At 69.1% G+C, this 25048-nt stretch carries 28 protein-coding genes and 1 pseudogene; 23 read left to right on the plus strand and 6 right to left on the minus strand.

Features of this window, described 5'->3' with window-relative positions:
- The 12 genes from pafA to ACH4YL_RS16965 all read left to right on the plus strand — a co-directional run bounded on the left by pafA (position 1) and on the right by ACH4YL_RS16965 (position 12392).
- Entirely contained in the window at positions 1-1362 is a 1362-nt protein-coding gene (gene pafA, locus ACH4YL_RS16910; protein WP_398508099.1) for a Pup--protein ligase, read from the plus strand.
- Positions 1363-1471: 109 nt separating this feature from the next.
- A complete protein-coding gene (locus ACH4YL_RS16915) occupies positions 1472-2413 on the plus strand; it encodes an FKBP-type peptidyl-prolyl cis-trans isomerase (RefSeq protein WP_398508100.1) in 942 nt (313 codons plus the stop codon).
- A gap of 43 nt (positions 2414-2456) precedes the next feature.
- Positions 2457-2828: an FKBP-type peptidyl-prolyl cis-trans isomerase gene (locus tag ACH4YL_RS16920; protein ID WP_398508101.1), complete on the plus strand. Its 372-nt coding sequence runs from the start codon at positions 2457-2459 to the stop codon at positions 2826-2828.
- 149 nt (positions 2829-2977) lie between these two features.
- Complete coding sequence (locus ACH4YL_RS16925; RefSeq protein WP_398508102.1) at positions 2978-3934, plus strand: helix-turn-helix transcriptional regulator; 957 nt, start codon at positions 2978-2980, stop codon at positions 3932-3934.
- A gap of 17 nt (positions 3935-3951) precedes the next feature.
- Positions 3952-4908: a helix-turn-helix transcriptional regulator gene (locus ACH4YL_RS16930; RefSeq protein ID WP_398508103.1), complete on the plus strand. Its 957-nt coding sequence runs from the start codon at positions 3952-3954 to the stop codon at positions 4906-4908.
- Positions 4909-4923: 15 nt separating this feature from the next.
- Positions 4924-5178, plus strand: a complete 255-nt coding sequence (locus ACH4YL_RS16935) for a hypothetical protein (RefSeq protein ID WP_398508104.1) — start codon at positions 4924-4926, stop codon at positions 5176-5178.
- A gap of 20 nt (positions 5179-5198) precedes the next feature.
- A complete protein-coding gene (locus ACH4YL_RS16940) occupies positions 5199-5396 on the plus strand; it encodes a hypothetical protein (RefSeq protein ID WP_398508105.1) in 198 nt (65 codons plus the stop codon).
- 260 nt (positions 5397-5656) lie between these two features.
- Entirely contained in the window at positions 5657-5950 is a 294-nt protein-coding gene (tatA, locus tag ACH4YL_RS16945; protein ID WP_398508106.1) for a Sec-independent protein translocase subunit TatA, read from the plus strand.
- Positions 5951-6012: 62 nt separating this feature from the next.
- Positions 6013-6984, plus strand: coding sequence for a twin-arginine translocase subunit TatC (gene tatC / locus ACH4YL_RS16950; RefSeq protein WP_398508107.1), 972 nt, complete (start codon positions 6013-6015; stop codon positions 6982-6984).
- Between the two features lie 80 nt (positions 6985-7064).
- Positions 7065-7973, plus strand: coding sequence for a diacylglycerol kinase (locus ACH4YL_RS16955; protein WP_398508108.1), 909 nt, complete (start codon positions 7065-7067; stop codon positions 7971-7973).
- Between the two features lie 45 nt (positions 7974-8018).
- Positions 8019-10847 carry a DEAD/DEAH box helicase gene (locus ACH4YL_RS16960; RefSeq protein WP_398508109.1) on the plus strand — a complete coding sequence of 943 codons (2829 nt, stop codon included), beginning with the start codon at positions 8019-8021 and terminating at the stop codon, positions 10845-10847.
- Between the two features lie 297 nt (positions 10848-11144).
- Complete coding sequence (locus tag ACH4YL_RS16965) at positions 11145-12392, plus strand: class I SAM-dependent methyltransferase (protein WP_398508110.1); 1248 nt, start codon at positions 11145-11147, stop codon at positions 12390-12392.
- 57 nt (positions 12393-12449) lie between these two features.
- On the opposite strand, the gene ACH4YL_RS16970 is transcribed toward ACH4YL_RS16965, so the two are convergent.
- The 6 genes from ACH4YL_RS16970 to ACH4YL_RS16995 all read right to left on the minus strand — a co-directional run bounded on the left by ACH4YL_RS16970 (position 12450) and on the right by ACH4YL_RS16995 (position 17889).
- Positions 12450-13832, minus strand: coding sequence for a cryptochrome/photolyase family protein (locus ACH4YL_RS16970; RefSeq protein WP_398508111.1), 1383 nt, complete (start codon positions 13830-13832; stop codon positions 12450-12452).
- Between the two features lie 58 nt (positions 13833-13890).
- On the minus strand, positions 13891-14640 hold the full coding sequence (locus ACH4YL_RS16975) for an anti-sigma factor domain-containing protein (RefSeq protein WP_398508112.1): 750 nt from the start codon (positions 14638-14640) through the stop codon (positions 13891-13893).
- Positions 14637-15221 (minus strand): sigma-70 family RNA polymerase sigma factor, encoded by a 585-nt coding sequence (locus ACH4YL_RS16980; RefSeq protein WP_398508113.1) that lies wholly within the window; start codon positions 15219-15221, stop codon positions 14637-14639. Before ACH4YL_RS16980 ends, ACH4YL_RS16975 begins: the two co-directional genes overlap by 4 nt.
- Positions 15222-15445: 224 nt before the next feature.
- Positions 15446-15907 carry an ABA4-like family protein gene (locus tag ACH4YL_RS16985; RefSeq protein ID WP_398508114.1) on the minus strand — a complete coding sequence of 154 codons (462 nt, stop codon included), beginning with the start codon at positions 15905-15907 and terminating at the stop codon, positions 15446-15448.
- Positions 15908-16092: 185 nt separating this feature from the next.
- Positions 16093-16935 (minus strand): siderophore-interacting protein, encoded by an 843-nt coding sequence (locus ACH4YL_RS16990; protein WP_398508115.1) that lies wholly within the window; start codon positions 16933-16935, stop codon positions 16093-16095.
- A 48-nt stretch (positions 16936-16983) separates the two neighbouring features.
- Positions 16984-17889 (minus strand): 5'-3' exonuclease H3TH domain-containing protein, encoded by a 906-nt coding sequence (locus ACH4YL_RS16995; RefSeq protein WP_398508374.1) that lies wholly within the window; start codon positions 17887-17889, stop codon positions 16984-16986.
- A 99-nt stretch (positions 17890-17988) separates the two neighbouring features.
- Here ACH4YL_RS16995 and ACH4YL_RS17000 point away from each other — a divergent pair.
- The 11 genes and pseudogenes from ACH4YL_RS17000 to ACH4YL_RS17050 form a co-directional block, all read left to right on the plus strand.
- Positions 17989-18394, plus strand: a pseudogene (locus ACH4YL_RS17000) (glycine betaine ABC transporter substrate-binding protein); the annotation flags it as partial.
- Positions 18395-18557: 163 nt separating this feature from the next.
- Positions 18558-19136, plus strand: a complete 579-nt coding sequence (locus tag ACH4YL_RS17005) for a helix-turn-helix domain-containing protein (RefSeq protein ID WP_398508116.1) — start codon at positions 18558-18560, stop codon at positions 19134-19136.
- Between the two features lie 9 nt (positions 19137-19145).
- Positions 19146-19904, plus strand: a complete 759-nt coding sequence (locus ACH4YL_RS17010) for a helical backbone metal receptor (protein WP_398508117.1) — start codon at positions 19146-19148, stop codon at positions 19902-19904.
- A 341-nt stretch (positions 19905-20245) separates the two neighbouring features.
- The gene (locus ACH4YL_RS17015) at positions 20246-20821 is read left to right on the plus strand and encodes a hypothetical protein (RefSeq protein ID WP_398508118.1); all 576 of its coding nucleotides are present in this window, start codon (positions 20246-20248) and stop codon (positions 20819-20821) included.
- A 51-nt stretch (positions 20822-20872) separates the two neighbouring features.
- Entirely contained in the window at positions 20873-21895 is a 1023-nt protein-coding gene (locus tag ACH4YL_RS17020) for an SRPBCC family protein (protein ID WP_398508119.1), read from the plus strand.
- A gap of 4 nt (positions 21896-21899) precedes the next feature.
- Entirely contained in the window at positions 21900-22334 is a 435-nt protein-coding gene (gvpJ, locus tag ACH4YL_RS17025) for a gas vesicle protein GvpJ (protein ID WP_398508120.1), read from the plus strand.
- On the plus strand, positions 22331-23137 hold the full coding sequence (locus ACH4YL_RS17030; RefSeq protein WP_398508121.1) for a GvpL/GvpF family gas vesicle protein: 807 nt from the start codon (positions 22331-22333) through the stop codon (positions 23135-23137). Before gvpJ ends, ACH4YL_RS17030 begins: the two co-directional genes overlap by 4 nt.
- 2 nt (positions 23138-23139) lie before the next feature.
- Entirely contained in the window at positions 23140-23391 is a 252-nt protein-coding gene (locus tag ACH4YL_RS17035) for a gas vesicle protein GvpG (RefSeq protein ID WP_398508122.1), read from the plus strand.
- A 3-nt stretch (positions 23392-23394) separates the two neighbouring features.
- Positions 23395-23805, plus strand: a complete 411-nt coding sequence (gene gvpO / locus ACH4YL_RS17040; protein ID WP_398508123.1) for a gas vesicle protein GvpO — start codon at positions 23395-23397, stop codon at positions 23803-23805.
- Complete coding sequence (locus tag ACH4YL_RS17045; RefSeq protein ID WP_398508124.1) at positions 23802-24248, plus strand: gas vesicle protein; 447 nt, start codon at positions 23802-23804, stop codon at positions 24246-24248. The genes gvpO and ACH4YL_RS17045 overlap by 4 nt, the downstream gene beginning before the upstream one ends.
- Positions 24245-25048 (plus strand): GvpL/GvpF family gas vesicle protein, encoded by an 804-nt coding sequence (locus ACH4YL_RS17050; protein ID WP_398508125.1) that lies wholly within the window; start codon positions 24245-24247, stop codon positions 25046-25048. Before ACH4YL_RS17045 ends, ACH4YL_RS17050 begins: the two co-directional genes overlap by 4 nt.

The raw sequence follows: 25048 nt of genomic DNA on the forward strand, positions 1-25048 counted from the left end.
ATGGACCGCCGCATTTTCGGGCTGGAGAACGAGTACGGCGTCACGTGCACGTTCAGGGGACAGCGCCGACTGTCACCTGACGAAGTGGCGCGCTACCTCTTCCGCCGTGTTGTCTCATGGGGCCGCAGCAGCAATGTCTTCCTGCGGAACGGCGCCCGCCTCTACCTCGACGTGGGTTCGCATCCGGAATACGCAACTCCCGAATGCGACAACGTGACCGAGCTGGTCACCCACGACAAAGCGGGCGAGCGCATTCTCGAAGGCCTGCTCGTCGACGCCGAACGCCGCCTGCACGAGGAGGGAATCGCGGGCGACGTCTATCTCTTCAAGAACAACACCGACTCGGCGGGAAACTCCTACGGCTGCCACGAGAACTATCTCGTCGCCCGCCACGGAGAGTTCTCCCGGCTCGCGGACATCCTCATCCCGTTCCTGGTCACCCGTCAGCTGCTGTGCGGCGCGGGCAAGGTGCTGCAGACCCCGCGAGGCGCGGTCTACTGCGTCAGCCAGCGCGCCGAGCACATCTGGGAAGGTGTGAGCTCAGCCACCACCCGCTCGCGCCCGATCATCAACACCCGGGACGAGCCGCACGCGGACGCCGAGCGCTACCGCCGCCTGCACGTCATCGTCGGCGACTCGAACATGTCCGAGACGACCATGCTGCTCAAGGTCGGCGCGACCGACCTCGTGCTGCGCATGATCGAGGCGGGCACCGTGATGCGCGATCTGACCCTGGAGAACCCGATCCGGGCGATCCGCGAGGTCAGCCACGACATCACCGGCCAGCGCAAGGTGCGCCTGGCCAGCGGCCGCGAGGCGTCCGCGCTCGAGGTCCAGCGGGAGTACTACGAGAAGGCCGTGGACTTCGTCGACCGGCGCGGCATCCGCACCGGCACCGTCGAGCAGGTCCTGGAGCTCTGGGGCCGCACGCTGGACGCGATCGAAGCGGAGGACCTCGACCGGATCGGCACCGAGATCGACTGGGTCATGAAGTACAAGCTCATCGAGCGGTACCGGGCGAAGAACAACATGACCATGTCGCATCCGCGAGTCGCTCAGATAGACCTCGCGTACCACGACATCCACCGCAGACGCGGGCTCTACTACCTCCTGGAGCGCAAGGGCCAGGCCGCCCGGATCTGCAACGACCTGAAGATCTTCGAGGGCAAGTCCGTGCCCCCGCAGACCACCAGGGCGCGGTTGCGCGGCGACTTCATCCGCCGTGCTCAGGAGCAGCGACGGGACTTCACCGTCGACTGGGTGCACCTCAAGCTCAACGACCAGGCGCAGCGGACCGTGCTGTGCAAGGACCCGTTCCGCTCGGTCGACGACCGGGTGGAGAAACTGATCGCAGGCATGTAGCGACCCGTTGAGTGGAACGCCACTCGGGCCCCGTACGTTCTCGTACGGGGCCCTAGGCACGCCCTAGAGTGTCCGGGACCTACTGTGCCGTCTGAGATCTGAGGAACACGTGCGCCGACTTGCCGGCCTACTTGTCGTCCCCCTGCTGCTGCTGTCGACAGCAGCGTGCGGCAGCGACGACAAGGGCAGCTCCGATTCCGCCTCCATGAAAAACGGGCTCCCCGCCATCACCGCCGGCGAGAAGTTCGGGGAGAAGCCGACCCTTGCCAAGGGTGAGGGCGAACCGCCCAAGGACCTCAAGATCAACGTCATCAGCGAGGGCAAGGGCGAGAAGCTCAAGAAGGGCGACCAGGCCAAGGTGAACTACCTCGGCCAGGCCTGGGACAGCGACAAGCCCTTCGACAACAGCTTCGACCGCGGTCAGCCCTTCGACGTGGCCATCGGGGGCGGCGGCGTCATCGAGGGCTGGCAGAAGGCGCTCGACGGCCAGAAGGTCGGCAGCCGTCTCGAGGTCTCGATCCCGCCGGAGCTCGGATACGGCGCGCAGGGCCAGGGCGAGATCAAGCCCAACGCCACGCTGGTGTTCGTCATGGACATCGTCAAGGCCACCGTCGTCCCGGTGTCCGCCAAGGGCACCGAGGTCGCCCAGGACAACATCGACCTGCCGAAGGTGGGCACCAACGCCGACGGCAAGGCCCCGTCGATGACCTTCCCCAAGTCCGACCCGCCCAAGAAGTTGGTCTCGAACTACGTCCTGGAGGGCACGGGCCCCGTGCTCACCGACAAGGACAGCGTTGTGGTGAAGTACGAGGCCTATCTCTGGGCAGGCGGCAAGAAGTTCGACTCCACGTACGACAAGGACACGACCCAGACCTTCCCGCTCGGCCAGGTCACGCTCAAGGGCCTCAAGGACGGTCTGATCGGCAAGAAGCTGGGCAGCCGGGTGCTGCTGGTCATCCCGCCCGACCAGGCATTCGGCGCCAAGGAGCAGCAGGGCATCCCGAAGAACTCGACGCTGGTCTTCTCCGTCGACCTGCTGGCGAAGGTGTAAGACTGTCCGGGTTGCCCCGTTCATCATTTAGAGGAGCAGTTCAGTGAGCATCGAGAAGCCCGAGATCGACTTCCCGGGTGGCGAGCCGCCGGCCGACCTGGAGATCAAGGACATCTGGGAGGGCGACGGCGCGGTGGCCAAGGCCGGCGACACCGTCTCCGTCCACTATGTGGGCGTGGCCTTCTCCACCGGCGAGGAGTTCGACGCGTCCTGGAACCGCGGCGCGCCGCTGAAGTTCCAGCTGGGCATCGGCCAGGTCATCTCCGGCTGGGACAAGGGCGTGCAGGGCATGAAGGTCGGCGGGCGCCGCCAGCTGACCATTCCCGCGCACCTCGCGTACGGCGACCGTGGCGCCGGCGGCGCGATCAAGCCCGGCGAGACGCTGATCTTCGTCTGCGACCTCGTCGCCGTCTGATCACGACCGGTCACCCGGCAAGATCCGGAAGTCACCCCCGAGGGCCCGTGCCGCCTCTGTGGCAGGGGCCCTCGGCTTTTGCCCCGACACCCCGGAGCGGTACGGTCGTCGCGCGGAAGCGACTCGAGCAGAAGAGGTGCAGGGCGTCGATGGCCATTGCCAAGGCCGAGCGGCTGATGAATCTGGCGCTGTGCCTGCTCGGAACCGGGCGCCCGCTCAGCAAGCGGGAGTTGCGCGGGTCCATCGAGGCCTATCTCGAGGCCGGTTCCGACGACTCCTTCAACCGGATGTTCGAGCGCGACAAGGATGATCTGCGCGAACTCGGCCTGGTCATCGAGACGGTGGAGAACCTCGACGGCGAAATGGGCTATCTCGCACGCCGCGACAGCAACCGGCTGCCCGCCATCACGCTCGACGGCGAAGAGGCCGCCGCTCTCGGACTCGCCGCCAAGGTCTGGCAGCAGGCGCGGCTCGCCGGTGCGGCCAGCGGCGCTCTGCAGAAGCTGCGCGCGGCCGGCATGCCGGAGGCCGAGGACTCCTACGAAGTGCACCACAGCGCGCTGGAGCCGCGTATCCCGGTGCACGAGGCCTCCTTCGAGCCGCTGATGCTCGCCTGCCGCGACCGCCGGCCCGTCGTCTTCGACTACCGCAAGGCCAATGCCGCCCGCCCCGAACCGCGCCATATCGAGCCCTGGACGCTCGAATGCTGGCGCGGCCACTGGTATCTGGCGGGCTGGGACCGGGACCGCGGCGCGGAACGGGTCTTCCGGCTCTCCCGCATCACCGGCCGCGTCCGCTCGCGCACCGGTACCTTCACCGCGCCGGTGCCCGATGTCGTCACCGTCCGGGAGACCGTCGAGAGCTGGGCCGGCGAGACCGCCACCCGCACCGCACTGATCCGGCTGCGCACCGGCAGCGGCTATCCGCTGCGCTCCAAGGCACAGTCGATACGGGAACTGGGGGAGGGCTGGGACGAGTTGGAGATTCCGTACGGACACGGTCTGGACGCCTGGCTCGTGGAGTTCGGCCCGGACGTCGTCGTACTTGAGCCCGCGGACCTGCGGGCCGATGTGGTCGACCGGCTGCGCGCCGTGGCCAAGGGCTGAGGGGGAGTTGTACGACCATGGCCGCCAACGCCATTGACCAGACCCGGCGGATGCTCTCGCTGGTGACCTATCTGCGCGAGCGTCCCGGCGCGCGCGTCGGCGACGTCGCCCGCGCCTTCGGCATCACCGAGGACGAGTTGATCTCCGACCTCGATGTGCTGCCGATGTGCGGGACCAGCTTCCGCGGCGGCGATCTGCTCGACATCGACACCGACGGCGACCGGATCTGGTGGCACAACCCCGACGATGTCGCCGAACCGCTGCGGCTCGCGGCCGACGAGGCGACCGCCCTCCTGGTGGCCGCGCGGGCGGTGGCGACCCTGCCCGGCCTGCGCGAGAGCGACCGGGACGCGCTGCTGCGGGCCACGGCCAAGCTGGAGGCGGCGGCGGGCGAGGCGGCCGGGGCGAGTTCCCGGCTCTCGGTGACGTTCGAGTCCGAAGGCGGCGTCTTCGCCGAAGTGGACCGGGCGATCTCGGAGCGGCGGCGGCTGTGGCTGCGCTACTACTCGCCCGCGCGCGACGAGCTCACCGAGCGTGAGGTCGACCCGATCCGGCTGTTCGCCGTCGGCCACACGTACATGGAGGGCTGGTGCCGGCTCACCGAGGCGCGCCGTACCTTCCGGCTGGACCGGGTGGCGGAGATCCGGCTGCTGGACGCGCCTGCGGAGCCGCCGGAGATCGAGCTGCGGGATCTGTCGGAGGGGCTTGTGCAGCCGTCCGCCGACGATCCGGAGGTTGTTGTCGAGGTCGGACCCGGCGGGCGCTGGGTGGCCGAGTACTACCCGCACGACAGTGCCGAGGAGCTGGCGGACGGTGGTCTGCGCATCACCTTGCGTACGCCCGACCCCGCCTCGCTGCGACGGCTGGCGCTCCGGCTCGGACAGGACGGACGGATCGTCTCGCCGCAGGACCTGGCGGACAGCGCCAGGCTGGCGGCGCGTGAGGCGCTCGCGGCCTATGACGGCCAGGAATAGGGAGATTCGCACCGCATGTCTCTGATGCCCGGTATTACGGCCCAGGTGGGCCCGGTTCTCTTCAGGGCCGCCTGCCCCGACTGCCGCGAGCGCTTCGAGCTGTCGGCCGGTGCGCTGCGGCTGGCGATCGGCGCCAGCCGCCGTACCACCTTCTACTCCTTCACCTGCCCCGAGTGCGGCTCGTCCGTCCGCAAGCCGGCCGGCGAGCGGATCATCGAACTCCTCACCGGCGGCGGCGTGCGCACGCTCCGCCTCCACTCCACCGTCTAGAAACGGTCTAGGCTCTGCGCATGTTCTGGCCCATGCTCGCCGTCGCGCTCGGTTTCCTCGGAATCGCCGTACTCGGCATCCTCGGGATCCGGGTCTTCGTGGAGGCACAGCGGCTGGGCCGCGAGGTCGCCCGCACCACGGAGCGGATCAACCGCGCGGCAGAGGACCTGGAGAAGGCGGCGACGGATCTGGCTCGCACCGGCGAGACGCTGCGCTGATCGCGCGCCGTCGCAACGAGTCCTTCGAGAGTGGGGGATTCGGCCTTGTGCTGTGGGAGGGGCTCCTGGGCCACAGGGCACAGAGGTAGGCTTCACCCAGCGGCCCAGGTGGCGAGGCACGGGCTGCAATGGCGAGTATGCACAGGCATTGCCCTGCGTTTACTCCCCCGGGTTACGATCGCTCAAGCACGCTGGTCGGACGCCTGTCCGAGCAGCAGGCCAGCCCCACCCCAGCCGCCTCGGTGAGAAGGTACACGCTTATGTTCGGACGGATCGGCGCTCCGGAGATCATCCTGATCCTCGTCGTCATCATCCTGCTGTTCGGCGCCAAGAAGCTTCCGGACATGGCCCGTTCGCTGGGCAAGTCCGCCCGCATCCTCAAGAGCGAGGCCAAGGCGATGAAGTCGGAGGGCCAGCAGCCCGCGCCGGCCGACCCGCCGCAGCCCGGTACGCCTCAGGACCAGTCGGCCGCTCCGCGCACGATCAAGGCCGCTCCAGGAGATGTGACCAGCTCGCGTCCTGTGACCGAGCCGACGGACACCACCCAGCGCTAGACAGGGCCGCCCACAGGCCCCCGTCACCGGTGAGGGCCTGCCGCACGAGATGAGGACGTGGGTTGCTCAAGTCTGCCCGCAAGCAGGAGAAGGATCCCGAGGGGCGGATGCCTCTCGTGGAGCACCTCCGTGAGCTTCGGAACCGGCTCGCGAAGGGGCTTCTGGCGATCGTCGCCGTCACCGTCGTCGCCGCCTTCTTCTACAACGACATCATCAACATCTTCACCAAGCCGGTGCTGGAGTCCGTGGGCTGCCCCAGCACCTTCTCCGAGCTGGCGAAGAAGCCCGAGGACACCACGTGCGCGCAGATCACCATTAACGGTCTGCTGACGCCGTTCACGCTGGCGCTGAAGGTCTCGCTGATGGCCGGTGTGGTCCTCGCCTCGCCGATCTGGCTCTACCAGCTGTGGGCATTCCTCGCGCCCGGACTGCACCGGAGTGAGAAGAAGTACGCGCTGATCTTCGTCGGCGCCGGCTTCCCGCTCTTCCTCGGCGGCGGCTGGTTCGCCTACCAGGTGCTGCCGACCACGGCGAAGGTGCTGATCGAGTTCACCCCGTTCGGCGTGGACAACCTGCTCCCGCTGGACGATCTGCTCGACCTCGTTACGCGCATGGTGATCGTCTTCGGCCTCGCCTTCGAGCTGCCGCTGCTGCTGGTCCTGCTGAACCTCGGCGGCGTCATCACCGGCCGGCGGATGCTCGGCTGGTGGCGCGGCATGATCATGGGCATCACGGTCTTCGCCGCGCTGGCCACGCCCAGCACCGACCCGCTGACCATGCTCGCGCTCGCCGCACCGATCACGGTCCTGTACTTCCTCGCCACCGGCATCTCGCTGCTCAACGACCGCCGCAGGTCCATCCGTGAGGCCCGCGGCCCGGGTGCCGACGAGGCCGCCGAGCTGGACCTCACGCCGGATGACATCGGCGAGATCGAGCCGGTCTCCGCGGCCCGTGCGCTGCCGGAGCAGGCATCCGGCGGCGAGGCGGACGGCGGACGGTCGAACCGGCTGAACGGCTACGACGACATCACCTGAGGCCCCTTCCCGCCGCCGCATGAATCTCGCCACCGAACGACCGGGTCGAGATACGTGGGCGGTGCAGTAACCTCGCGCGAATGACCAGCGAGATCACTCTGTTCGTCAACCCGACCGCGGGCCGCGGCCGGGGCGCGCACGCCGCACAACCCGCCGCCCGTGCCCTGCGCGACGCCGGATTCTCCGTACGGACCGTCCTCGGCGAGGATTCGGCCGATGCGCTGCGGCGGGCGCGCGAGGCCGTCGACAGCGGGACCGGAGCGCTGGTGGCGGTCGGCGGCGATGGCCTGATGTCGCTCGCGCTGCAGGCTGTCGCCGGAACTACGACACCGCTCGGCGTCATCGGCGTCGGGACCGGCAACGACTTCGCCCGCGCGCTCGGACTGCCCGTACGGAATCCGGCGGCCGCGGTGCGGCTGATCGCCGGGGCCCTCAAGGGCGGGCAGCTCAGAGAGGTCGACCTCGGGCGCGTGGGACAGAAGTGGTTCGGCACGGTCCTCGCGTCCGGATTCGACTCACGGGTCAACGACCGCGGCAACCGCATGCGGTGGCCGCGCGGACGGTTCAAGTACGACGTGGCGATGGTGGCCGAACTGGCCGCGCTCAGGCCCATTCCGTACCGGATCACGCTCGACGGCGGCGACGTGCGGGAGATCGAGGCCACGCTCGTCGCCGTGGGCAACGGGCCCTCGTACGGCGGCGGAATGCAGATATGCGCCGGTGCCCGCATGGACGACGGGCTCTTCGATGTGACCGTGGTCGGCGACTGTACGCGTACGACCCTGCTCAGGGTGTTTCCGCGGGTCTACCGGGGCACTCACCTCAGCCATCCCAAGGTGACCGTGCACCGGGTCCGGTCGATCACGCTGGAGGCCGCGGACGTCACCGGGTACGCGGACGGCGAGCCCATGGGCCCACTGCCGTTGACCGCGGAGTGCGTTCCCGGAGCCGTGCAGGTGCTCGCTCCGATACTTGCCGCAGACAATTAAAGATCGCGCTGACTGTCAGAGGTGGCGGGTAGGCTCATCAACAAGATGACCGAGGACCTCTCACCCGCTGAGCGCTATGCCGCCGCCCGCATCCGCGCCGTCGAGGAGGCCACCGCGCTGGCCCCCTTCCGCGAGATGTACGAATTCGACCTGGACCCCTTCCAGATCGAAGCCTGTCAGGCTCTGGAAGCGGGCAGGGGGGTGCTCGTCGCGGCGCCGACCGGCTCGGGAAAGACGATCGTCGGCGAGTTCGCCGTCCATCTCGCCCTCCAGCAGGGCCGCAAGTGCTTCTACACGACGCCGATCAAGGCACTGTCCAACCAGAAGTACGCCGATCTGGCCAAGCGTTACGGCGCGGACCAGGTGGGCCTGCTGACCGGGGACAACAGCGTCAACTCCGAAGCACCGGTGGTCGTGATGACCACCGAGGTTCTGCGCAACATGCTCTACGCCGGGTCGCAGTCGCTGCTCGGACTCGGCCATGTGGTCATGGACGAGGTCCACTACCTCTCCGACCGGTTCCGCGGAGCCGTCTGGGAGGAAGTGATCATCCACCTCCCCGAGTCGGTGACGCTCGTGTCACTCTCGGCGACGGTCTCGAACGCCGAGGAGTTCGGCGACTGGCTGGACACCGTCCGCGGCGACACCGCGGTGATCGTCTCCGAGCACCGTCCCGTGCCGCTGTGGCAGCACGTGATGGCCGGCCGGCGGATGTACGACCTCTTCGAGGAGGAGAGCGACCACGGCGGCCGCGGCACCGCGCGACGCGAGGTCAACCCCGATCTCGTGCGGCTGGCGCGGATGGAGAACCAGCGCACGTACAACCCGCGCGACCGGCGCCGCGGAAAGATGGTCCGCGAGGCGGACCGCGAGCGCGAACGGCGGCAGCGCAGCCGGATCTGGACGCCGGGACGGCCCGAGGTCATCGAGCGGCTCGACGCGGAAGGCCTGCTGCCGGCGATCACCTTCATCTTCAGCCGGGCGGGCTGCGAGGGTGCCGTCCAGCAGTGCCTGTACGCGGGACTGCGGCTGAACGACGACGAGGCGCGGCAGAAGGTGCGCGAGATCGTCGAGCAGCGGACCGCCTCGATCCCCACCGAGGACCTGCATGTCCTCGGCTACTACGAATGGCTGGAAGGGCTGGAGCGGGGCATCGCCGCGCACCACGCCGGCATGCTGCCGACCTTCAAGGAGGTCGTCGAGGAGCTCTTCGTACGCGGCCTGGTGAAGGCGGTGTTCGCCACCGAGACGCTGGCGCTCGGCATCAACATGCCCGCGCGCTCCGTGGTGTTGGAGAAGCTCGTCAAGTGGAACGGCGAGCAGCACGCCGACATCACGCCCGGTGAGTACACCCAGCTGACCGGCCGGGCCGGACGCCGCGGCATCGACGTCGAGGGCCATGCGGTGGTGCTGTGGCAGCGCGCCATGGACCCCGAGGCGCTCGCCGGTCTGGCCGGCACGCGTACGTACCCGCTGCGCTCCAGCTTCAAGCCGTCGTACAACATGGCCGTCAATCTTGTGCATCAGTTCGGGCGGCATCGCTCGCGCGAGCTGCTGGAGACATCCTTCGCGCAGTTCCAGGCGGACAAGTCCGTCGTCGGCATCTCCCGCCAGGTACAGCGGAACGAAGAGGGTCTCGAGGGCTACCGCGAGGGCATGACCTGCCACTTGGGCGACTTCGAGGAGTACGCGCGGCTGCGCCGCGAGCTCAAGGACCGCGAGACGGAACTGGCCAAGCAGGGCGCGGCGCAGCGGCGGGCCGCCGCGGCCTCCTCGCTGGAGAAGCTCAAGCCGGGCGATGTCATCCATGTGCCGACGGGCAAGTTCGCCGGTCTGGCGCTGGTGCTCGACCCGGGCATTCCGGCCGGACGGACCAACGGACACCGCGGGTTCGAGCAGCACGACGGACCGCGGCCGTTGGTGCTGACCGCGGAGCGGCAGGTGAAGCGACTGGCCGCGATGGACTTCCCGGTGCCGGTCGAGGCGCTGGAGCGGATGCGGATCCCGAAGTCGTTCAACGCGCGCTCGCCGCAGTCGCGGCGCGACCTCGCCTCCGCGCTGCGCTCGAAGGCCGGGCACATAGTGCCGGAGCGGCACCGCAAGGGGAGGGCGGCAGCCGCGGACGACCGCGAGATCGCTCGGCTGCGTACCGAGCTGCGGGCGCATCCCTGTCACGGCTGTGACGAGCGCGAGGACCACGCGCGCTGGGCCGAGCGGTACCACCGACTGCAGCGCGACACGCACCAGTTGGAGCGGCGCATCGAGGGCCGGACGAACACCATCGCCCGCACCTTCGACCGGATTGTGGCGCTGCTGACCGAGCTGGACTATCTGCGCGGCGACGAGGTCACCGAGCACGGCAGGCGGCTGGCGCGGCTCTACGGCGAGTTGGACCTGCTGGCCAGCGAATGCCTGCGCGCGGGCGTGTGGGAGGGCCTCAGCCCTGCCGAACTGGCGGCGTGCGTCTCGGCGTTGGTGTACGAGGCGCGGCAGTCGGACGACGCGGTGGCGCCCAAGGTCCCGGCGGGCAAGGCGAAGGAGGCGCTCGGCGAGATGGTCCACATCTGGGGCCGGCTCGACGCGCTGGAGGAAGAGTTCAAGATCAACCAGGCGGAGGGCGTCGGCCAGCGCGAGCCGGACCTGGGCTTCGCCTGGGCGGCGTACCAGTGGGCGTCGGACCGGAGCCTGGACGAGGTGCTGCGCGAGGCGGAGATGCCGGCGGGCGACTTTGTGCGCTGGTCGAAGCAGGTGATCGACGTGCTCGGGCAGGTCGCGGCAGCGGCGCCGCGGGAAGGCAGCACGGTGGGGAAGAACGCGCGGCGTGCGGTGGATGCGCTGCTGCGGGGCGTGGTGGCGTACAGCTCAGTGGGCTGAGGGTTCCGCCGCCCGGCTCTCTCGACTGAGGTGCCGTCCTGCCCGGGGTGGACGGTGGGGTCGGGGACGAGGAGTTGCTGGACTTCTGGCTGGAGCGGGTTGGCTTCGGCTGACCGGACCAGGACCGGGACCGGCCGGACCAGGACCGACCGGCCCCGACCGGCCGGACCAGGACAGGCCGGACCGCGAAAGTAATCCCGACCAATCCGCGAGCACGCCCGCACCGAATCCCACCGAGGGACGGTGCGGCCTGCCCGTACAACACCGTCCTCGTCGGCTGCACCAGGAGGGTGTGAAGTGATCGTGTCCGTGTCCCCACCGCCCCCGCGTACTGCCTTCGTCGACGCCCGGCGCTGGCCCGACGTCGCCACACTGCCCAAGGTCTCCGCGCTGCGGACCGCCGCCACCGAACGGACTGTGCGCCGCGCGCTCGGCAGGCTTCCGCTGCATGTGCGGCTGGGCGGCGGCCAACCGATCGGGCTGGGCGGGCCGTTGATGGAGGTGCGCGATCCACGGGCCTTCTTCCGTCGCATCGCCGCCGACGGTCTCGTCGGCTTCGGCGAGTCGTACATGGCGGGGGAGTGGGATGCCCGGGACCTCGTCGGCGTACTGACCGTTCTCACCGAGCAGTCCGGCAGGCGCGTACCGGTACCGCTTCAGCGGCTGCGCGGACCCTGGGCGCTGGGGAAAGCGGCCGCGCGCGGCGACGTCAGGCCCCACGACGACCTTCCCAACGAACTCTTCGAGCTGTTCCTCGACGACACGCTGTCGTACTCCTCCGCGCTCTTCCGTGGCTTTCCCGGCGAACAGCACCTCCTGGCCGCGGCCCAGCTCCGCAAGATCGACCGGCTGCTGGACATGGCAGAGGTCACTTCCGGTACGCAGCTGCTGGAAATCGGCACCGGCTGGGGCGAGTTGGCGATCCGCGCCGCCCAGCGCGGCGCACGTGTCCTGACCGTCACGCGCTCGCGCGAACAGCAGGAGCTGGCGCGGCTGCGGGTCCGTGCGGCGGGTCTGGAGGACCGGGTCACCGTCCTGTTGCGCGACTACCGCAAGGTGCTCGGGCGCTTCGACGCGATCGTCAGCGTCGAGATGATCGAGGCCATGGGCGCGGAACAGTGGCCCGACTACTTCATGACGCTGGACCGGCTGCTCGCGCCCAGTGGACGCGTCGCGCTCCAGGCGGTCACCGTGCCGCACGACCGGCTGCTGGCCTCGCGGAACAATTTCACCTGGATCCAGAAGTACATCGTCCCGTGCGGGTTGTTGCCGTCGACCGAGGCCATCGAACAGATCGTCACCGGCTGCACCGGACTGCGCCGGGCCGGGCGGGACGGCTTCGGTGCGCACTACGCGGAGACGCTGCGGCTGTGGCGTGAGCGGTTCGCCGCACGCGCTGCTGAGGTCGAGGCACTCGGCTTCGACGGGACGTTCCGCCGGATGTGGACCTTCCACCTCAGCCACTTGGAGGCGGGCTTCCGCGCCGGCGCTCTCGATGTGCAGCAGCTGCTGCTGGTCAAGGACCAGGACCTCGGCACCGGTTGACCGTGAGCATGGCGGTCCCGCGGGCTCGCCGCCCGACCAGGCGGGCAGCTCGCGGGCTCAGCAGGAGGCCCGGTCCAGGCCACGGCCCAGTTCGAAGCGGGACTGCCCCGCCGCCGGATCCACCGGCGGATCCGGGTAGTCGAGCGCGGCCCGCTCCGGATCGCCGAGCTTCCACGGTTCGTGGATGTCCGGGCCGGCCAGCTCCGCGAGCTCCGGCACCCAGCGGCGTACATAGTCGCCGTGCGGGTCGAACCGCCGGGCCTGGGCGAACGGGTCGAGGCCGCCGTCCGGACGGGCGTCGGGTCCGGTGCCCGCCGCCCACTGCCAGTTGAGCTGGTTGCTTGCGATGTCTCCGTCGACCAGCAGCTCCAGGAAGTGACGTGCTCCCACGCGCCAGTCCACATACAGCGTCCTGGTGAGAAACCCGGCCGCCAGCAGGCGTCCCGTGCCCGGCATCCAGCCCTCGTACCGCAGTTGCCGCATCGCCGCGTCCACGATCGGGCAGCCGGTGCGGCCCTCCTTCCAGGCGGCGATCTCGCTCTCGTCGTTGCGCCAGTGGTCGCCGTGCGCGCGGTAGTCGGCGCGGGCCGCGTCGGGCCGGGCAGCGAGCACCTGCTGGTGGAAGTCCCGCAGGGCCAGCTGCCGTACGAACGCGGCCGCCCCTGGGCCGCCTTTGAGCCGTGCCCGCCGCACCACTTCGGCCGCCGAGAGCGTGCCGAAGTGCAGGTGCGGCGAGAGCCCTGAGGTGGCGTCGCCGGACAGATCGTCGCGCCGCATCTCGTACGCCTCGACGCCCGAGCCTTCATCGCCAAGCCAGGCACTGAGCCGCTGTCGGCCCTCGCGCTCACCGCCCTTGGCGACGCCCGGCGACACGTCGGCGACCGATGTACGGCGGGGGAGCGGATGTCCGGCAAGCTCGGGGACCCGAATCTCGCGCGGCGCGGTGACGGGGCCGCGCGGCCCGGCGGCCTCCCACTGGAGGAAGTACGGCGTGAACGCGGCGAAGTGATCGCCCTCGGCCGGCTTCATCTGACCCGGCGGCAGCGCGGTGTTCACTCCGTCGTGCACGACCAGGGCGCACCGGTACGCCTTGAGTGCCGTCCGCAGCTGCTCCTCTCTGCTCTTGGCGTACGCGCTGACCCCGGCGGCGACATGCACCTCACGGGCCCCCGTCTCCACGACGATCCGGCAGACCTGCTCGCTGACATCGCCGACCCGGACCACCAGCCTGCCTCCCCGCTCGCGCAGTCCGGCATCGAGCGAGGCCAGCGAATCGGCAAGGAAGGCACGGCGGTTGGGCACGTCGAAGCCCACCCGGTGCACACCCCGGTCCAGTACGAACAGCGGGACCACGGCGTCGGATCCACGCACCGCGGCGCGCAGCGCCGGCTGGTCGTGCACACGCAGATCGGAGGTGAAGAGCATTACGGCAACGCTCATACGCCGTCCTTCCTCAGACCGAGATCGAGCGGGATCAGGCGGAAAACGGAAGCGAACCTCAGGCGGGGAATCGCAGCAGGGCCACGGGATCTGTCGTCGGTTCGGCGGAACCGCCCGCCGGTTCGACGGTGATGCCCATGCCCGACGCGCTGTCCAGCGCTCCTTCCATCAGTACGGCGTTGTCGGTGGCGTTGGGGTCCATCAGTCCGGCGGGGCGCATCTTCCCGCCGTCCTCGTACCAGAGCTGGTAGACCTTGCCCGACGGAGGCTTGGCCAGACCGGATGCGAGGAAGGCCGCCTTGTTCCGGCTCTGCGAGACCACGACCGTGCCGTGCGCTCCGTCCTTCAGCTTCGACGTGGTCACCTGCGCGTCCGGCGCTGCGAGCACCGCGGCCAGCTCGGCGGTCTCCTGCTGCGAGCGCTGCGCCGACTGGCGGGCGTCCTCCGCCTCCTGGTGCTGCCAGACGGCCACTCCGCCGAAGGCCACGGCCGCGGCGACACAGGCCGCCAGGACGAAGCGCGACATCGAACGGCCGCGACGGCCCCGGGTGCCGCGCGTCCCCCGCCGCACCCGCGGCGGCTCCTGGCGCTCGGCCGAGACCCTGCGCATCACCTGCTGCTTGAGCGCGGGCGGCGGTGTCACGGCGGCCGCGAGGCCCAACTTGGCGACCGTGGCCGCCAGTTCGCGCACCTCCAGCGAGCAGGCCGGGCAGTCGTCCAGATGCCGTTCGAACTCGGCGCGCTCGTCGGACGCCAGCGCATGCAGCACATAGGCGCCGGTCAGCGTGTGCAGATCGGCGGTCGTCATGCGCTCACCCCCAGGCAGTCGCGCAGCCGGATGAGCCCGTCGCGCAATCGTGTCTTGACCGTGCCGAGGGGCACGGAGAGAAGTTCGGCCACTTCGCGGTAGGCCAGCCCCCGGTAGTACGCGAGAGTCACCGACTGCCGCTGAAGTTCGGTCAGGCCGCCGAGGCAGCGCCGTACCTGCTCGCGCTCGAGCCGGGCCTCGACCTGCTCCATGACCTCGTCGTAGGCCGGTGTACGGTCCAGCAGCGCCGCGCGCCGTTCACGGTCGGACGCTGCCTGCGCCGACCGGACCCGGTCCACGGCGCGCCGGTGGGCGAGCGTGAGTATCCAGGTCATGGCCGATCCGCGGGACGGCTGGAAGCGGGCCGCCGTGCGCCACACCTCGATCAGCACTTCCTGGGTCACCTCCTCCGACTGGGCCGGGTCCCTGAGTACCGCGCGCACCAGTCCGAGTACCGGCCCGCAAGCCGCGTCGTACACCCGTGAGAACGCGTCCTGGTCCCCGCGGGCCACCAGGCCGAGCAGCTCTTGCAGATCTGGTCTCGCCGAAGCGGGACCGCCGATGTGTACGGCGTCGTTCACGCGGCATTCCTCCACTGTGCGGGCATGACGTCCGGACAGATTCCACCAGGCATTCGGTGCTGCTGGGGCGGTGGATTGGTCCGGGTGCGCAGATGGTTGCACGCGTGTGGCGCGCGGCGTCCCACGGGTCACCTCCAGACCCACCGCCACACCCCAGGAATGCTGAGGACGAGGGACCGTCTTCCGGTCCGGCCCTAGGGCGCGACCGGCTGTGCGGCCCGGTCCTAGGGCGCGACCGGCTGTGCGGCCCGGTCGGTGACTCCGGCCGCCGGCCGGGCCTTCGCCGCGCGCAGGACGAGGAAGAGCGGGAAGGCGAACGGCGAGAACAGGATGGTGAACACCAGCAGCGGGCTCATCACCCACGGGCTGATCCCCAGCCGCCGCGCCTCCAGGAACATCCACTGGCCGAGCAGCAGATCCCAGGCGATGACCTGCGCCCAGATCGCCCCGGCGCCGTTTGCCAGCGCCGCCAGATCCCGGAACTTGTCGATGTCCGGGTTGCTGACCGCGGTCCAGAGCTCCGGGAAGACGGGCACTGCCATCGTGATGTAGACGACCAGGATCGGGACGACGGTCAGCGGCGACGAGGCGACCCTGGCGGTTGGCCGCCAGTTCGGAGCGAAGATCATCAGCGCCCAGATCGGGCTCGCCAGCAGGAAGGAGAGCTGGAAGAGGAAGCCGGTCATGCCATGAACTCCTTCGGAAGCCAGAAGGGATAGCGACGCTATCCGCTACCCGATAGCGGAACTATCCATCACCGGCAACGGCGTTGGCAAGGACGCCCGCATGAACGGCCGGTGCCTGCGGGGGAGTTGACGGCACGACAGAGCCCCCGGTCGCAGCACGCGGCCGAGGGCTCAGGTGATGTGTGTCAGGCGGCCTGTTCCTGCTCTCGCTCGACCTGCTCGTTCCACTCGCGCTTCGCCGCGCGCCACGCCTCGTCGCTCTGGCCGAGCCGCCAGTAGCCCGAGATCGACAGCTGCTCGCGCGGGATCTGCCGGTCCAGACGAAGATGGCGCCGGAGCTCCTTGATGAACGTCGCCTCACCGTGGACGAACGCGCAGACGTCGCCGTCGGGGAAGTCCAGCGAGGTCACCGCCGCGACCAGCGCCTCGCCCGCCGGGCGCGATCCGCGGTGCAGCCAGGTGATCTCGACCCCGTCGGGCGCGGCGACCTTCTGCTCCTCCTCCGGGCCCGCGACCTCGACAAAGGCATGGACGGTCGCGAGCGAGGGCATCCGCTCCATGGCCGCGGCGATCGCCGGCAGCGCACTCTCGTCGCCGGCCAGCAGATGCCAGTCCGCCGCCGGATCCGGCGCATAGCCGCCACCGGGACCGAGGAACCGCAGAGTGTCGCCCGCCTGGGCCCGCGCCGCCCAGGGCCCGGCCAGTCCCTCGTCGCCGTGGACCACGAAGTCGATCGTCACCTCGCGCCGGGCCTCGTCCCAACTCCGCACCGTGTACGTGCGGTTGGCGGGCCACTGGTCACGCGGGAACTCCTCGCGGATCCGGTCCATGTCGAACGGCTCCGGATAGCTCACACCCGCCGGCGGGAACAGCAGCTTGACGTAGTGGTCGGTGTAGCCGTCGAGGCCGAAGTCGGCAAGACCCTCGCCGCCCAGGACGAGACGCACCATGTGCGGGGTGAGCAGCTCGGTGTGCACCACCTGCGCCTCATGGACCTTCGGTGCCTTGCGGGCCGGTCGTTCTGCCACGGCGGTCTCCAGGAGTCGTGCTTGCTTAGGCTTGCCTAAGTTAACACCTCAGCCGTGAAGAGTGGACAGCAGACGCAGCAGAGCGCCGCCCAGACCCCATCTGGCGGCCAGTTCATTGAGCGTGTCCGGATCGAGCGGTTCGGTCGGCAGCGCAGGGTCGAAATCGGGCAGCGGCACGTCCGACGCCACCCGTACGACCTTCGGTGCGACCGCGACGTAGTCCCGAGCCTCGTCAAGACGCTTGCGCTGCGACGGCGTCAGCTTGGAGGTGCGGTCGTCCACGGCGGCCATGATCCCGGCCAGATCGCCATAGGCGTCCAGCAGCTTGGCCGCGGTCTTCTCGCCGATCCCGGGCACCCCCGGCAGCCCGTCGCTCGGGTCGCCGCGCAGCAGGGCCAGATCCACATAGCCCGGTCCGTCCACGCCGTACTTCTCGCGGAGCCAGGCCTCGTCCGTCGTCTGGAGCGTGCCGACTCCCTTCAGCGGATACAGCACCCGCCGCCCGCGTGCGTCGTCGACCAACTGGAAGAGATCACGGTCGCCGGTGATGATGTCGACCGGGCCGGTGGCGCGCCCGGTGAGCGTGCCGATGACATCGTCCGCCTCGTACCCGTCGGCGCCCACGCGCGCGATGCCGAGCGCGTCCAGCACCGCGGCGATCACCGGGACCTGGGGCGAGAGCGTGTCCGGGATCTCCTCCTCGTCGGGACCCAACTCGGTCTCCTCGGCGACACGATGCGCCTTGTACGAGGGGATCAGCTCGACGCGCCAGTGTGGCCGCCAGTCGTTGTCCCAGCAGGCCACGAGGTCGTCCGGATGGTGGTCCTGGACCAGCCGCGTGATGAAGTCGAGCAGCCCGCGCACGGCGTTGACCGGAGTGCCGTCGGGGGCCCGGACCGAGTCGGGCACGCCGAAATAGGCGCGGAAGTACAGGGAAGCGGTGTCGAGGAGCATCAGGCGTCGCGTCACAACCCCGATGATGCCGCACCCCACTGACAGCCACCCGCGGCGCAGAAGTACCAGAGCAAGCTGGAGGGGGCGTACAGCAGCTACGACATCGGATCCTGGTACGGCCCGACTTCGCTGGAGATAGCCGTCCCGTCGTATGTCCGCGGCGTTGACTCGCTCGAGGATCTCAAGGGCCGCGGTGGAGAGTTCAAGGGCCGCATCGTCGGCATCGAACCCGGCACCGAGACCATGAACATCCTCAAGAACAAGGTGCTGCCGGGTTACGGCATCGACAAGGAGTACAAGGTCGTCGACAGCTCCCCCCGGGCATGCTCGCGAGCTGAAGCGGGCGTACGCCAAGAAGGAGCCCGTCGCCGTCATGGTGACCGAGCAGCAGCTCGTCGGTCTCGAGGACGAGATCCAGAAGCGCGGCACGGGGCACGAGGAGGAGGCGGTGGAGGCCTGGATGAAGCAGAACCCGGGCATCGCCGACCGGATGGCGCCGCAGTAGCGGTTACGCAGCGGAGCGGGGTGGTTCTCGCCAGTGGCGAGAACCACCCCGTCCGGCATACGCCCGGGTCCGTCGGGAGAGGCCCGGGGTGGACCCGTGGACGAGAAACCGGAGCCAGAAGCTGCGTAAGGTGAGTTAGGACCAGGGAAGGGGAGCCCGGCTGATGGACGCAAAGGACGCCAAGGACCCGAAGGAGACCGAACGTCTTCGGGTGGGCGCCGCTGTGCGCAGGCGCCGCCGGGCGCTGGACCTCACCCTCGCGGCGGTCGCCGAGCGCAGTGGCCTGTCGGTGCCCTTCCTCAGCCAGGTCGAGAACGAACGCGCACGGCCGAGCATGCGCTCCCTCCAGCGCGTCGCCGACGCACTGGAGACCACCGCGACCCGGCTGCTCGCCGCCTCCGACGCGGCCCGCACCGTCGCCGTCGTACGCGCGGAGGACGAGGCGGAGCTGCCGCCCGGGCCCAGGAGCCGGCGGCTGGTGCGCGGACGGCATCAGCTGGAGGCCCTGGAATTCAGCGGCGAACACGACACCGACGGCGAGTTCCAGCACCGCAACGACGAGCTGATGTACGTCGCCGACGGCGCCGCCGAGGTGGAGGCCGAAGGGCGTGCGTACCGGCTGGCCCGCGGCGACACGCTCTTCCTGTCCGGCGGCGTACGGCACCGGTGGCGGGCCACCGCCCCCGAGACCCGGATCCTGGTCGTCACCGTCGCCGACCACATCGAGACGCCGGAACCGTAGGGGGTCGCTGTGCGGGTGGTCTCCCTCGTGCCGTCGCTGACCGAGGCGGTGGCCGTCAGCGCGCCCGGCCTGCTCGTCGGTGCCACCGACTGGTGCAGCCATCCCGCGGGACTCGACGTCGTACGCATCGGCGGCACCAAGAACCCGGACGTGGAGTGGGTGAAGCGGCTGCGTCCCGATCTGGTGATCGCGAACGAGGAGGAGAACCGGGAGCCGGACCTGGCCGAGCTGCGTGCAGCCGGAATCGAGGTCCTGGTGACGAAGGTTCGCGAGCTGGAAGGTGCCTTCCGCGAGCTGGAGCGGGTGCTGGTCGCCGCATGCGGGCTGAAGCGCCCGCGCTGGCTGGACGAGGCGGAAGAAGCCTGGTCCGCGGTCGAGCCGCTGGATCCGCCGCCGAACGCGACGCCGGATTCGCCGACCGGGGAGTGGCGGGCCGTTGTGCCGGTCTGGCGTCGGCCCTGGATGGTCCTCGGCCGTGACACGTTCGCCGGCGATCTGCTGGCCAGGCTCGGCGTCCGGAACGTCTACGCCGGGCACGCCGAGCGCTATCCGCGCGTGCCGCTGGACGAACTGAACGGCTGCGGCGCCCAGCTGGCGGTCCTGCCCGACGAGCCGTATCTCTTCTCGGCGGACGACGGACCCGAGTCCTTTCCCGGGCTGCCCGCCGCGCTGGTCAGCGGCCGCCATCTGACCTGGTACGGCCCCTCGTTGGTGGAGGCGCCCGCGGTTCTCAGCGCGGCGCTGCGACGTGCACATCGCCAGATGTAGCAACCCGACCCCGGGTGTGGTCGGCGTCGTGGGCCAAGAAGGTCGAACGTTCTCCTAGCTGGTCTTCGGCTCTCGAGCAGCAGGTTTATATGAGATGTTTGTGGAGAATGTCCCGTATGTTCCTCTCTCTAGGGGGGCGTTACGCTCGGCGTTCGGCGGTAGCTAGCAGTGAGGCCATGTGCCTGAAGGGCAGTTGCCCGCGAATGGCACGTCATTTCTCCTGCTGTCCGTCGTAACGGCGCATTTGCGCACGGAGAAGCGGATGGTTCAAACGCTTCCGTCCGGAGAATTGAAAAGCCATGTCCGCAGGTGACCGGGGGCACGCTTACGATTCGAGGCGGTTGGAGATCATCATGAAAAATGGCCAGGTGGCTCTCGCCTTGGCCGGCGGTTACATTCTCGGGCGCGCGCACAAAATGCGATGGGCGCTCGCTCTCGCCGGAGCTACGGCGGCGGGTAAGGGGCTGGGCGCCGGCCGGATCGCTGCGGGTGCCGCAAAGTCCCCAGAGTTGGCGCGGCTGACACAGGACCTGCGCGGCCAGTTGGCGACGGCGGGCAGGAAAGCGGCTGTGGCCACGGCGAGCAACCGCATCGACTCGCTGAGCGACAGACTGCAGTCGCGTGCCGAATCACTGCGCACCAAGCCTGGCGCCGAGGAGCCGGAAGAGCCGGAGGACGAGGCTGGTGCGGAGGAGCCGGAAGAGCCCGAGGACGAGGCAGACGCCGACGAGCCGGACGCATACGAAGAATCCGACGACGAAGAAGCCGACGACGAAGAACCTGACGACGAAGAGTCCGAGAAGAGCGAGAAGAAGCAGGCAACTGCAAAGAAGCGGGCTCCGGCTAGGAAGACTTCCAGCCGTCAGCCGCAAAAGAAGGCCGCCGGCCGGTCCACGCGGCGGAATGGAGGACGATGACCTATGGCTGAGCGATCAGGCGAAAAGCGGCAGGGAGCGCGCGGAACCTTGATGGAAGAACTCCCCACCGAGCGGTTGGTTCAGGAGGCCGAAAACCTCATTGCGGCGATGGGTGAGCGGGCTATCTCCACGCTTACGGGAAAGGCGAGCAGCGGCATCAGCCGCCTGAAGAATGTCGGTGGGGACAATGGGGGCCTCGGAGTCAAGGAAGCCGTAGCCGCGGGAGGCCGGAACCTGGTGAAACACGCCTCACCGCTCAAGATGGCCGAATCCGGACTCTCCGCGGCGAAGGACAAGGTCAAAGAAGCGATACCCGGGGTCGGGGGCGGCGGCGGGAAGGGTCATGACACGAAGGTCGTCAATATCGTCGAGGAAATCGATGTGGGTGTCCCTGTGTCCGTCGCCTACAACCAGTGGACGCAGTTCGAGGACTTTCCGAGCTTCATGAAGAAGGTTGAGAGCGTCGAGCAGGAGTCCGAGACCGAACTCGCGTGGAAGGCTCAGATCTTCCTCTCGCACCGCGAATGGACTGCGACGGTCGTCGAGCAGGTTCCCGACGAGAAGATCGTCTGGCACTCCAAGGGCGAGAAGGGCCATGTGGACGGGGCGGTGACCTTCCACGAGGTCGCGCCGAACCTCACCAGGATCCTGCTGGTCCTGCAGTACCACCCGCAGGGCGTGTTCGAGGGCACCGGCAACCTCTTCCGGGCGCAGGGACGCCGGGCCCGGCTGGAGCTCAAGCACTTCCGCCGCCACGTCATGACGCAGACGCTGCTCAACCCTGAGGAAGTCCACGGATGGCGGGGCGAGGTCCGCGACGGCGAGGTCGTCCGCAGCGACGAGGAGGTACGTGAGGAGGAGGCCGGCGAGGGCGAGGCCCAGGAGCCGGAGGAGGACGAGTACGAAGACCAGGGCGAGTACGAGGATCAGGACGAAGGCGAGTACGAAGACGAGGACGAGGACGTAGAGGGCGAGGACGTAGAGCGCGACGAGGAGGAGGACCAGGAGCCCGAGGAAGCGCCTGAAGAGAAGCCGAAACCAGCCCGACGACGCTCCAGGGCAAGGGCGCGGTGACGTGATGACCGTAGCCAGTCACGGCAGCCGTTACCTGGACCGGCCTTCCTCCAGCGGGCTGGTCGACGTGGTCGACCTGATCCTGGACAAGGGATTGGTCATCGACATCTATGTCCGTGTCTCTCTCGTGGGCATCGAACTGCTCACCATTGACGCACGCATAGTCATCGCGAGCGTCGACACCTACCTCCGGTTCGCGGAGGCCGTGAATCGCCTCGACCTCGCACGCAGCGGAACAGAGACCCACGGCCTGCCGGGCGTCATGGACGAGATCCAGGAAGGCGGCGCGAAGCACAAGACCCGGGGAGCCCTTGAGGGAGTCAAGGACAAGGTGAGTGATGTCATCGGCGGCGACGAGGAGGACGAGGAGGAGCGACAGCCCAAGGAGCGGCCCCGCCGCAGGTCTCGGCCGGAGGGCCGGAAGGAGCGGGAGCGGTGACCGCGCGGGCGGCGGCGAAGGCTCCACGGCTCGAGGGCGCCTGCTACGTGTACGGCGTGGTGCCTGAGTCGGCGGAGGAGGCAACAGCCTTGGAGGTGCCAGGGGTCGGTGATTCGGCGGCACGGGCCACGTTCGTACGCCACCGTGGGATCGCGGCCGTCGTCAGCGAGGTTCCCGCCGACAGGCCACTGGGCACACCGGAAGATCTTCACGCCCACGCCCGCGTGCTGGACACCCTGGCCGCGGAACCCACCTCGGTCGTTCCCTTCCGCTTCGGCACCGTGCTGCCCGACGTACAAACGGTGACCGAGGAACTGCTGGAAGCAGGCCGTGACGACTTCGTCGAAGCCCTCAACCGGCTGCACGGCCATGCGCAGTTCACGCTCAGGGCCCGGTACGTCCAGGACGCCGTGCTGAGCGAAGTGCTGAACGAGAATCCGGCGCTCGCCCGATTTCGGGAGGAACTGGCCACGCTGAGCGAGGAAGTGAGCTACTACCAGCGCATCGAGTTCGGCAGAGCTGTCGCCGAAGCCGTCGCCGCCAAGCGCCAGACGGATACGGCCGAGATCCAGCGCCGTCTCTCGCCCCTCGCCGTCTTCACGACGACTGCCGAACCGGCCGTCGGCGAGGGCGTCGTGAATGCCTCATTCCTCGTCCGCGGAGAACAGTGGACCGCGTTCGACCAGGCAGCCGAGGAGTTGGCCCGCCACTGGCACGGCCGAATCCGGTTGCGTCTGCTCGGGCCGCTCGCGCCCTACGACTTCGTGGATGAGGCCATGAGCGAGGTCACGGAAGGTCACTAGCCATGGGACTGTTCAGCGGACTGTTCACCTTGCCGCTCGCGCCGGTCCGCGGAGTGACGTGGATCGCCGAGCAGGTCGAAGAGGTGGCACAGCGGGAACTCAGTGACCCGGATGTCATCCGCCAGCGCCTCGAGGAGGTGGAGATCGCGCGTGACACCGGGCAGATCACCGAGGAGGAGGCAGCCGAGCAGCAGGAATTGCTGGTCCGCCGTCTTATGGCCACCCGGCCGCCAGACGGCGGCATGGAGGTGTGATCAGTGTCCGGAGCCAAGGACGACGCGCCGGAGCCGCGGCGGCGTGCCAGGCCGAACCGCGAGTCGCAGGACACCCGTTCGCCGGAGCGCGGCAGGACGGCAGCCTCGGAGCGTAGTCCGAAGTCCCGGGCGAAGTCCTCATCTGAGGGCGGGCTCAGTGGCCGTAGGGCCGCTGTGAAAGCGGCAGAGCACGTCCGCGATCTTTCCGGCAAGGAGCCGGAGGCCGTGACCTCCCTGGAGAGTACGGACCAGGGCTGGCGGGTCGGCATCGAAGTCCTGGAGGCACAGCGGATACCCGACTCCACCGACATCCTTGCCATCTATCTCGTCGAGGTCGACGACGAGGGACAGCTGGTCTCCTACCGCCGTGAGCGGCGCCACTACCGGGGCAGGGCAGAGGAGAGTCACACATGAGCCAGAGTTCGGGGTGGAGTGGCGTGAGCCGGCGAGGAGACCCCTCGCTTGTGCCTTCACGCCCAGAGCCGGCCAATCTGGCGGACATCCTGGAGCGCGTCCTCGACAAGGGGATCGTCATCGCCGGTGACATCCGGATCGACCTCCTGGACATCGAGCTGCTCACCATCAAGATCCGTCTGCTGGTGGCGTCCGTCGACCGGGCCCGCGAAATGGGCATCGACTGGTGGGAACACGACCCCACCCTCTCGTCAGGGAAACGCGACGTCGTTGAGGAGAATCGCCGCCTGCGCCGCCGGATCGGCGAACTGGAGGCGGGCGGTGACGCCTCGCGGACTGACGGGACTGACAGGACTGACAGGACACACAGGACTGGCAGGACTGCGAGGGCTGACGAGACCGACCGGTCCGAGCAGGAGGAAGTGGACGAGGAGAAGCCGTGACCGAGTCCCTTGTCACCTGGCTCTACGCCGTGGCTCTCGGCGCCGGGCAGGACCCTGACTCCGTCACCGGCACCGGGATGACCGGTGTGGCCGGCGAGAAGGTGCATGTCGTCGAGGAAGCCGCTCTCATCGGCATCGTCGGATCGGTGCCGGCAAAGGACTTCGGGGAACAGGCGCTGAGTGACCACCTCCAGGACCTGGACTGGCTTGAAGAAGCCGTCCGGGCTCACCACGTCGTGATCTGCGCAGTGGGGCGCACCAGGAACGTCGTCCCTCTGCGCTTCGCGACGATCTACCACGACGACGACCGGGTCCGCGCCCTCCTGACCGAGCGGCGGACGGATTTCGTTTCGGCGCTCGACCGGGTGGCGGGACGGACTGAGTGGGGAGTCAAGGCGTACGCCGACGAGCGGACATCTGAGCACCGCAACACATCGGAGGAACGGTCCGACGAGACTGACCGCCCTGGCACTGCCTACCTCCTGCGCCGCCGGGCGCAGCGGCAGGGGGAGGAGACCGCGCACCAGGAAGCGGAGGCTCGCGCGGTACAGATCCACGAGGCCCTCGAAGAGTTCGCGGTGGAGTCGGCACACCATCGCCCCCAGGACCCCCGCCTGGCCCGCTACGAGGGCCTGATGATCCTGAACAGTTCGTATCTCGTGCCGGACATCCGTACACAGGCGTTCGCCGCCGCCGTGGAAACGCTCCGTCGGCGCTTCCCCGGCGTCCTGATCGAACTCGTCGGACCCTGGCCTCCGTACACCTTCTCCGGTGACGACGTCACGCAGGAGAGGAGTTGA

The sequence above is a fragment of the Streptomyces sp. NPDC020681 genome, from assembly GCF_044334895.1.
In the GTDB taxonomy this organism is placed as follows: domain Bacteria; phylum Actinomycetota; class Actinomycetes; order Streptomycetales; family Streptomycetaceae; genus Streptomyces.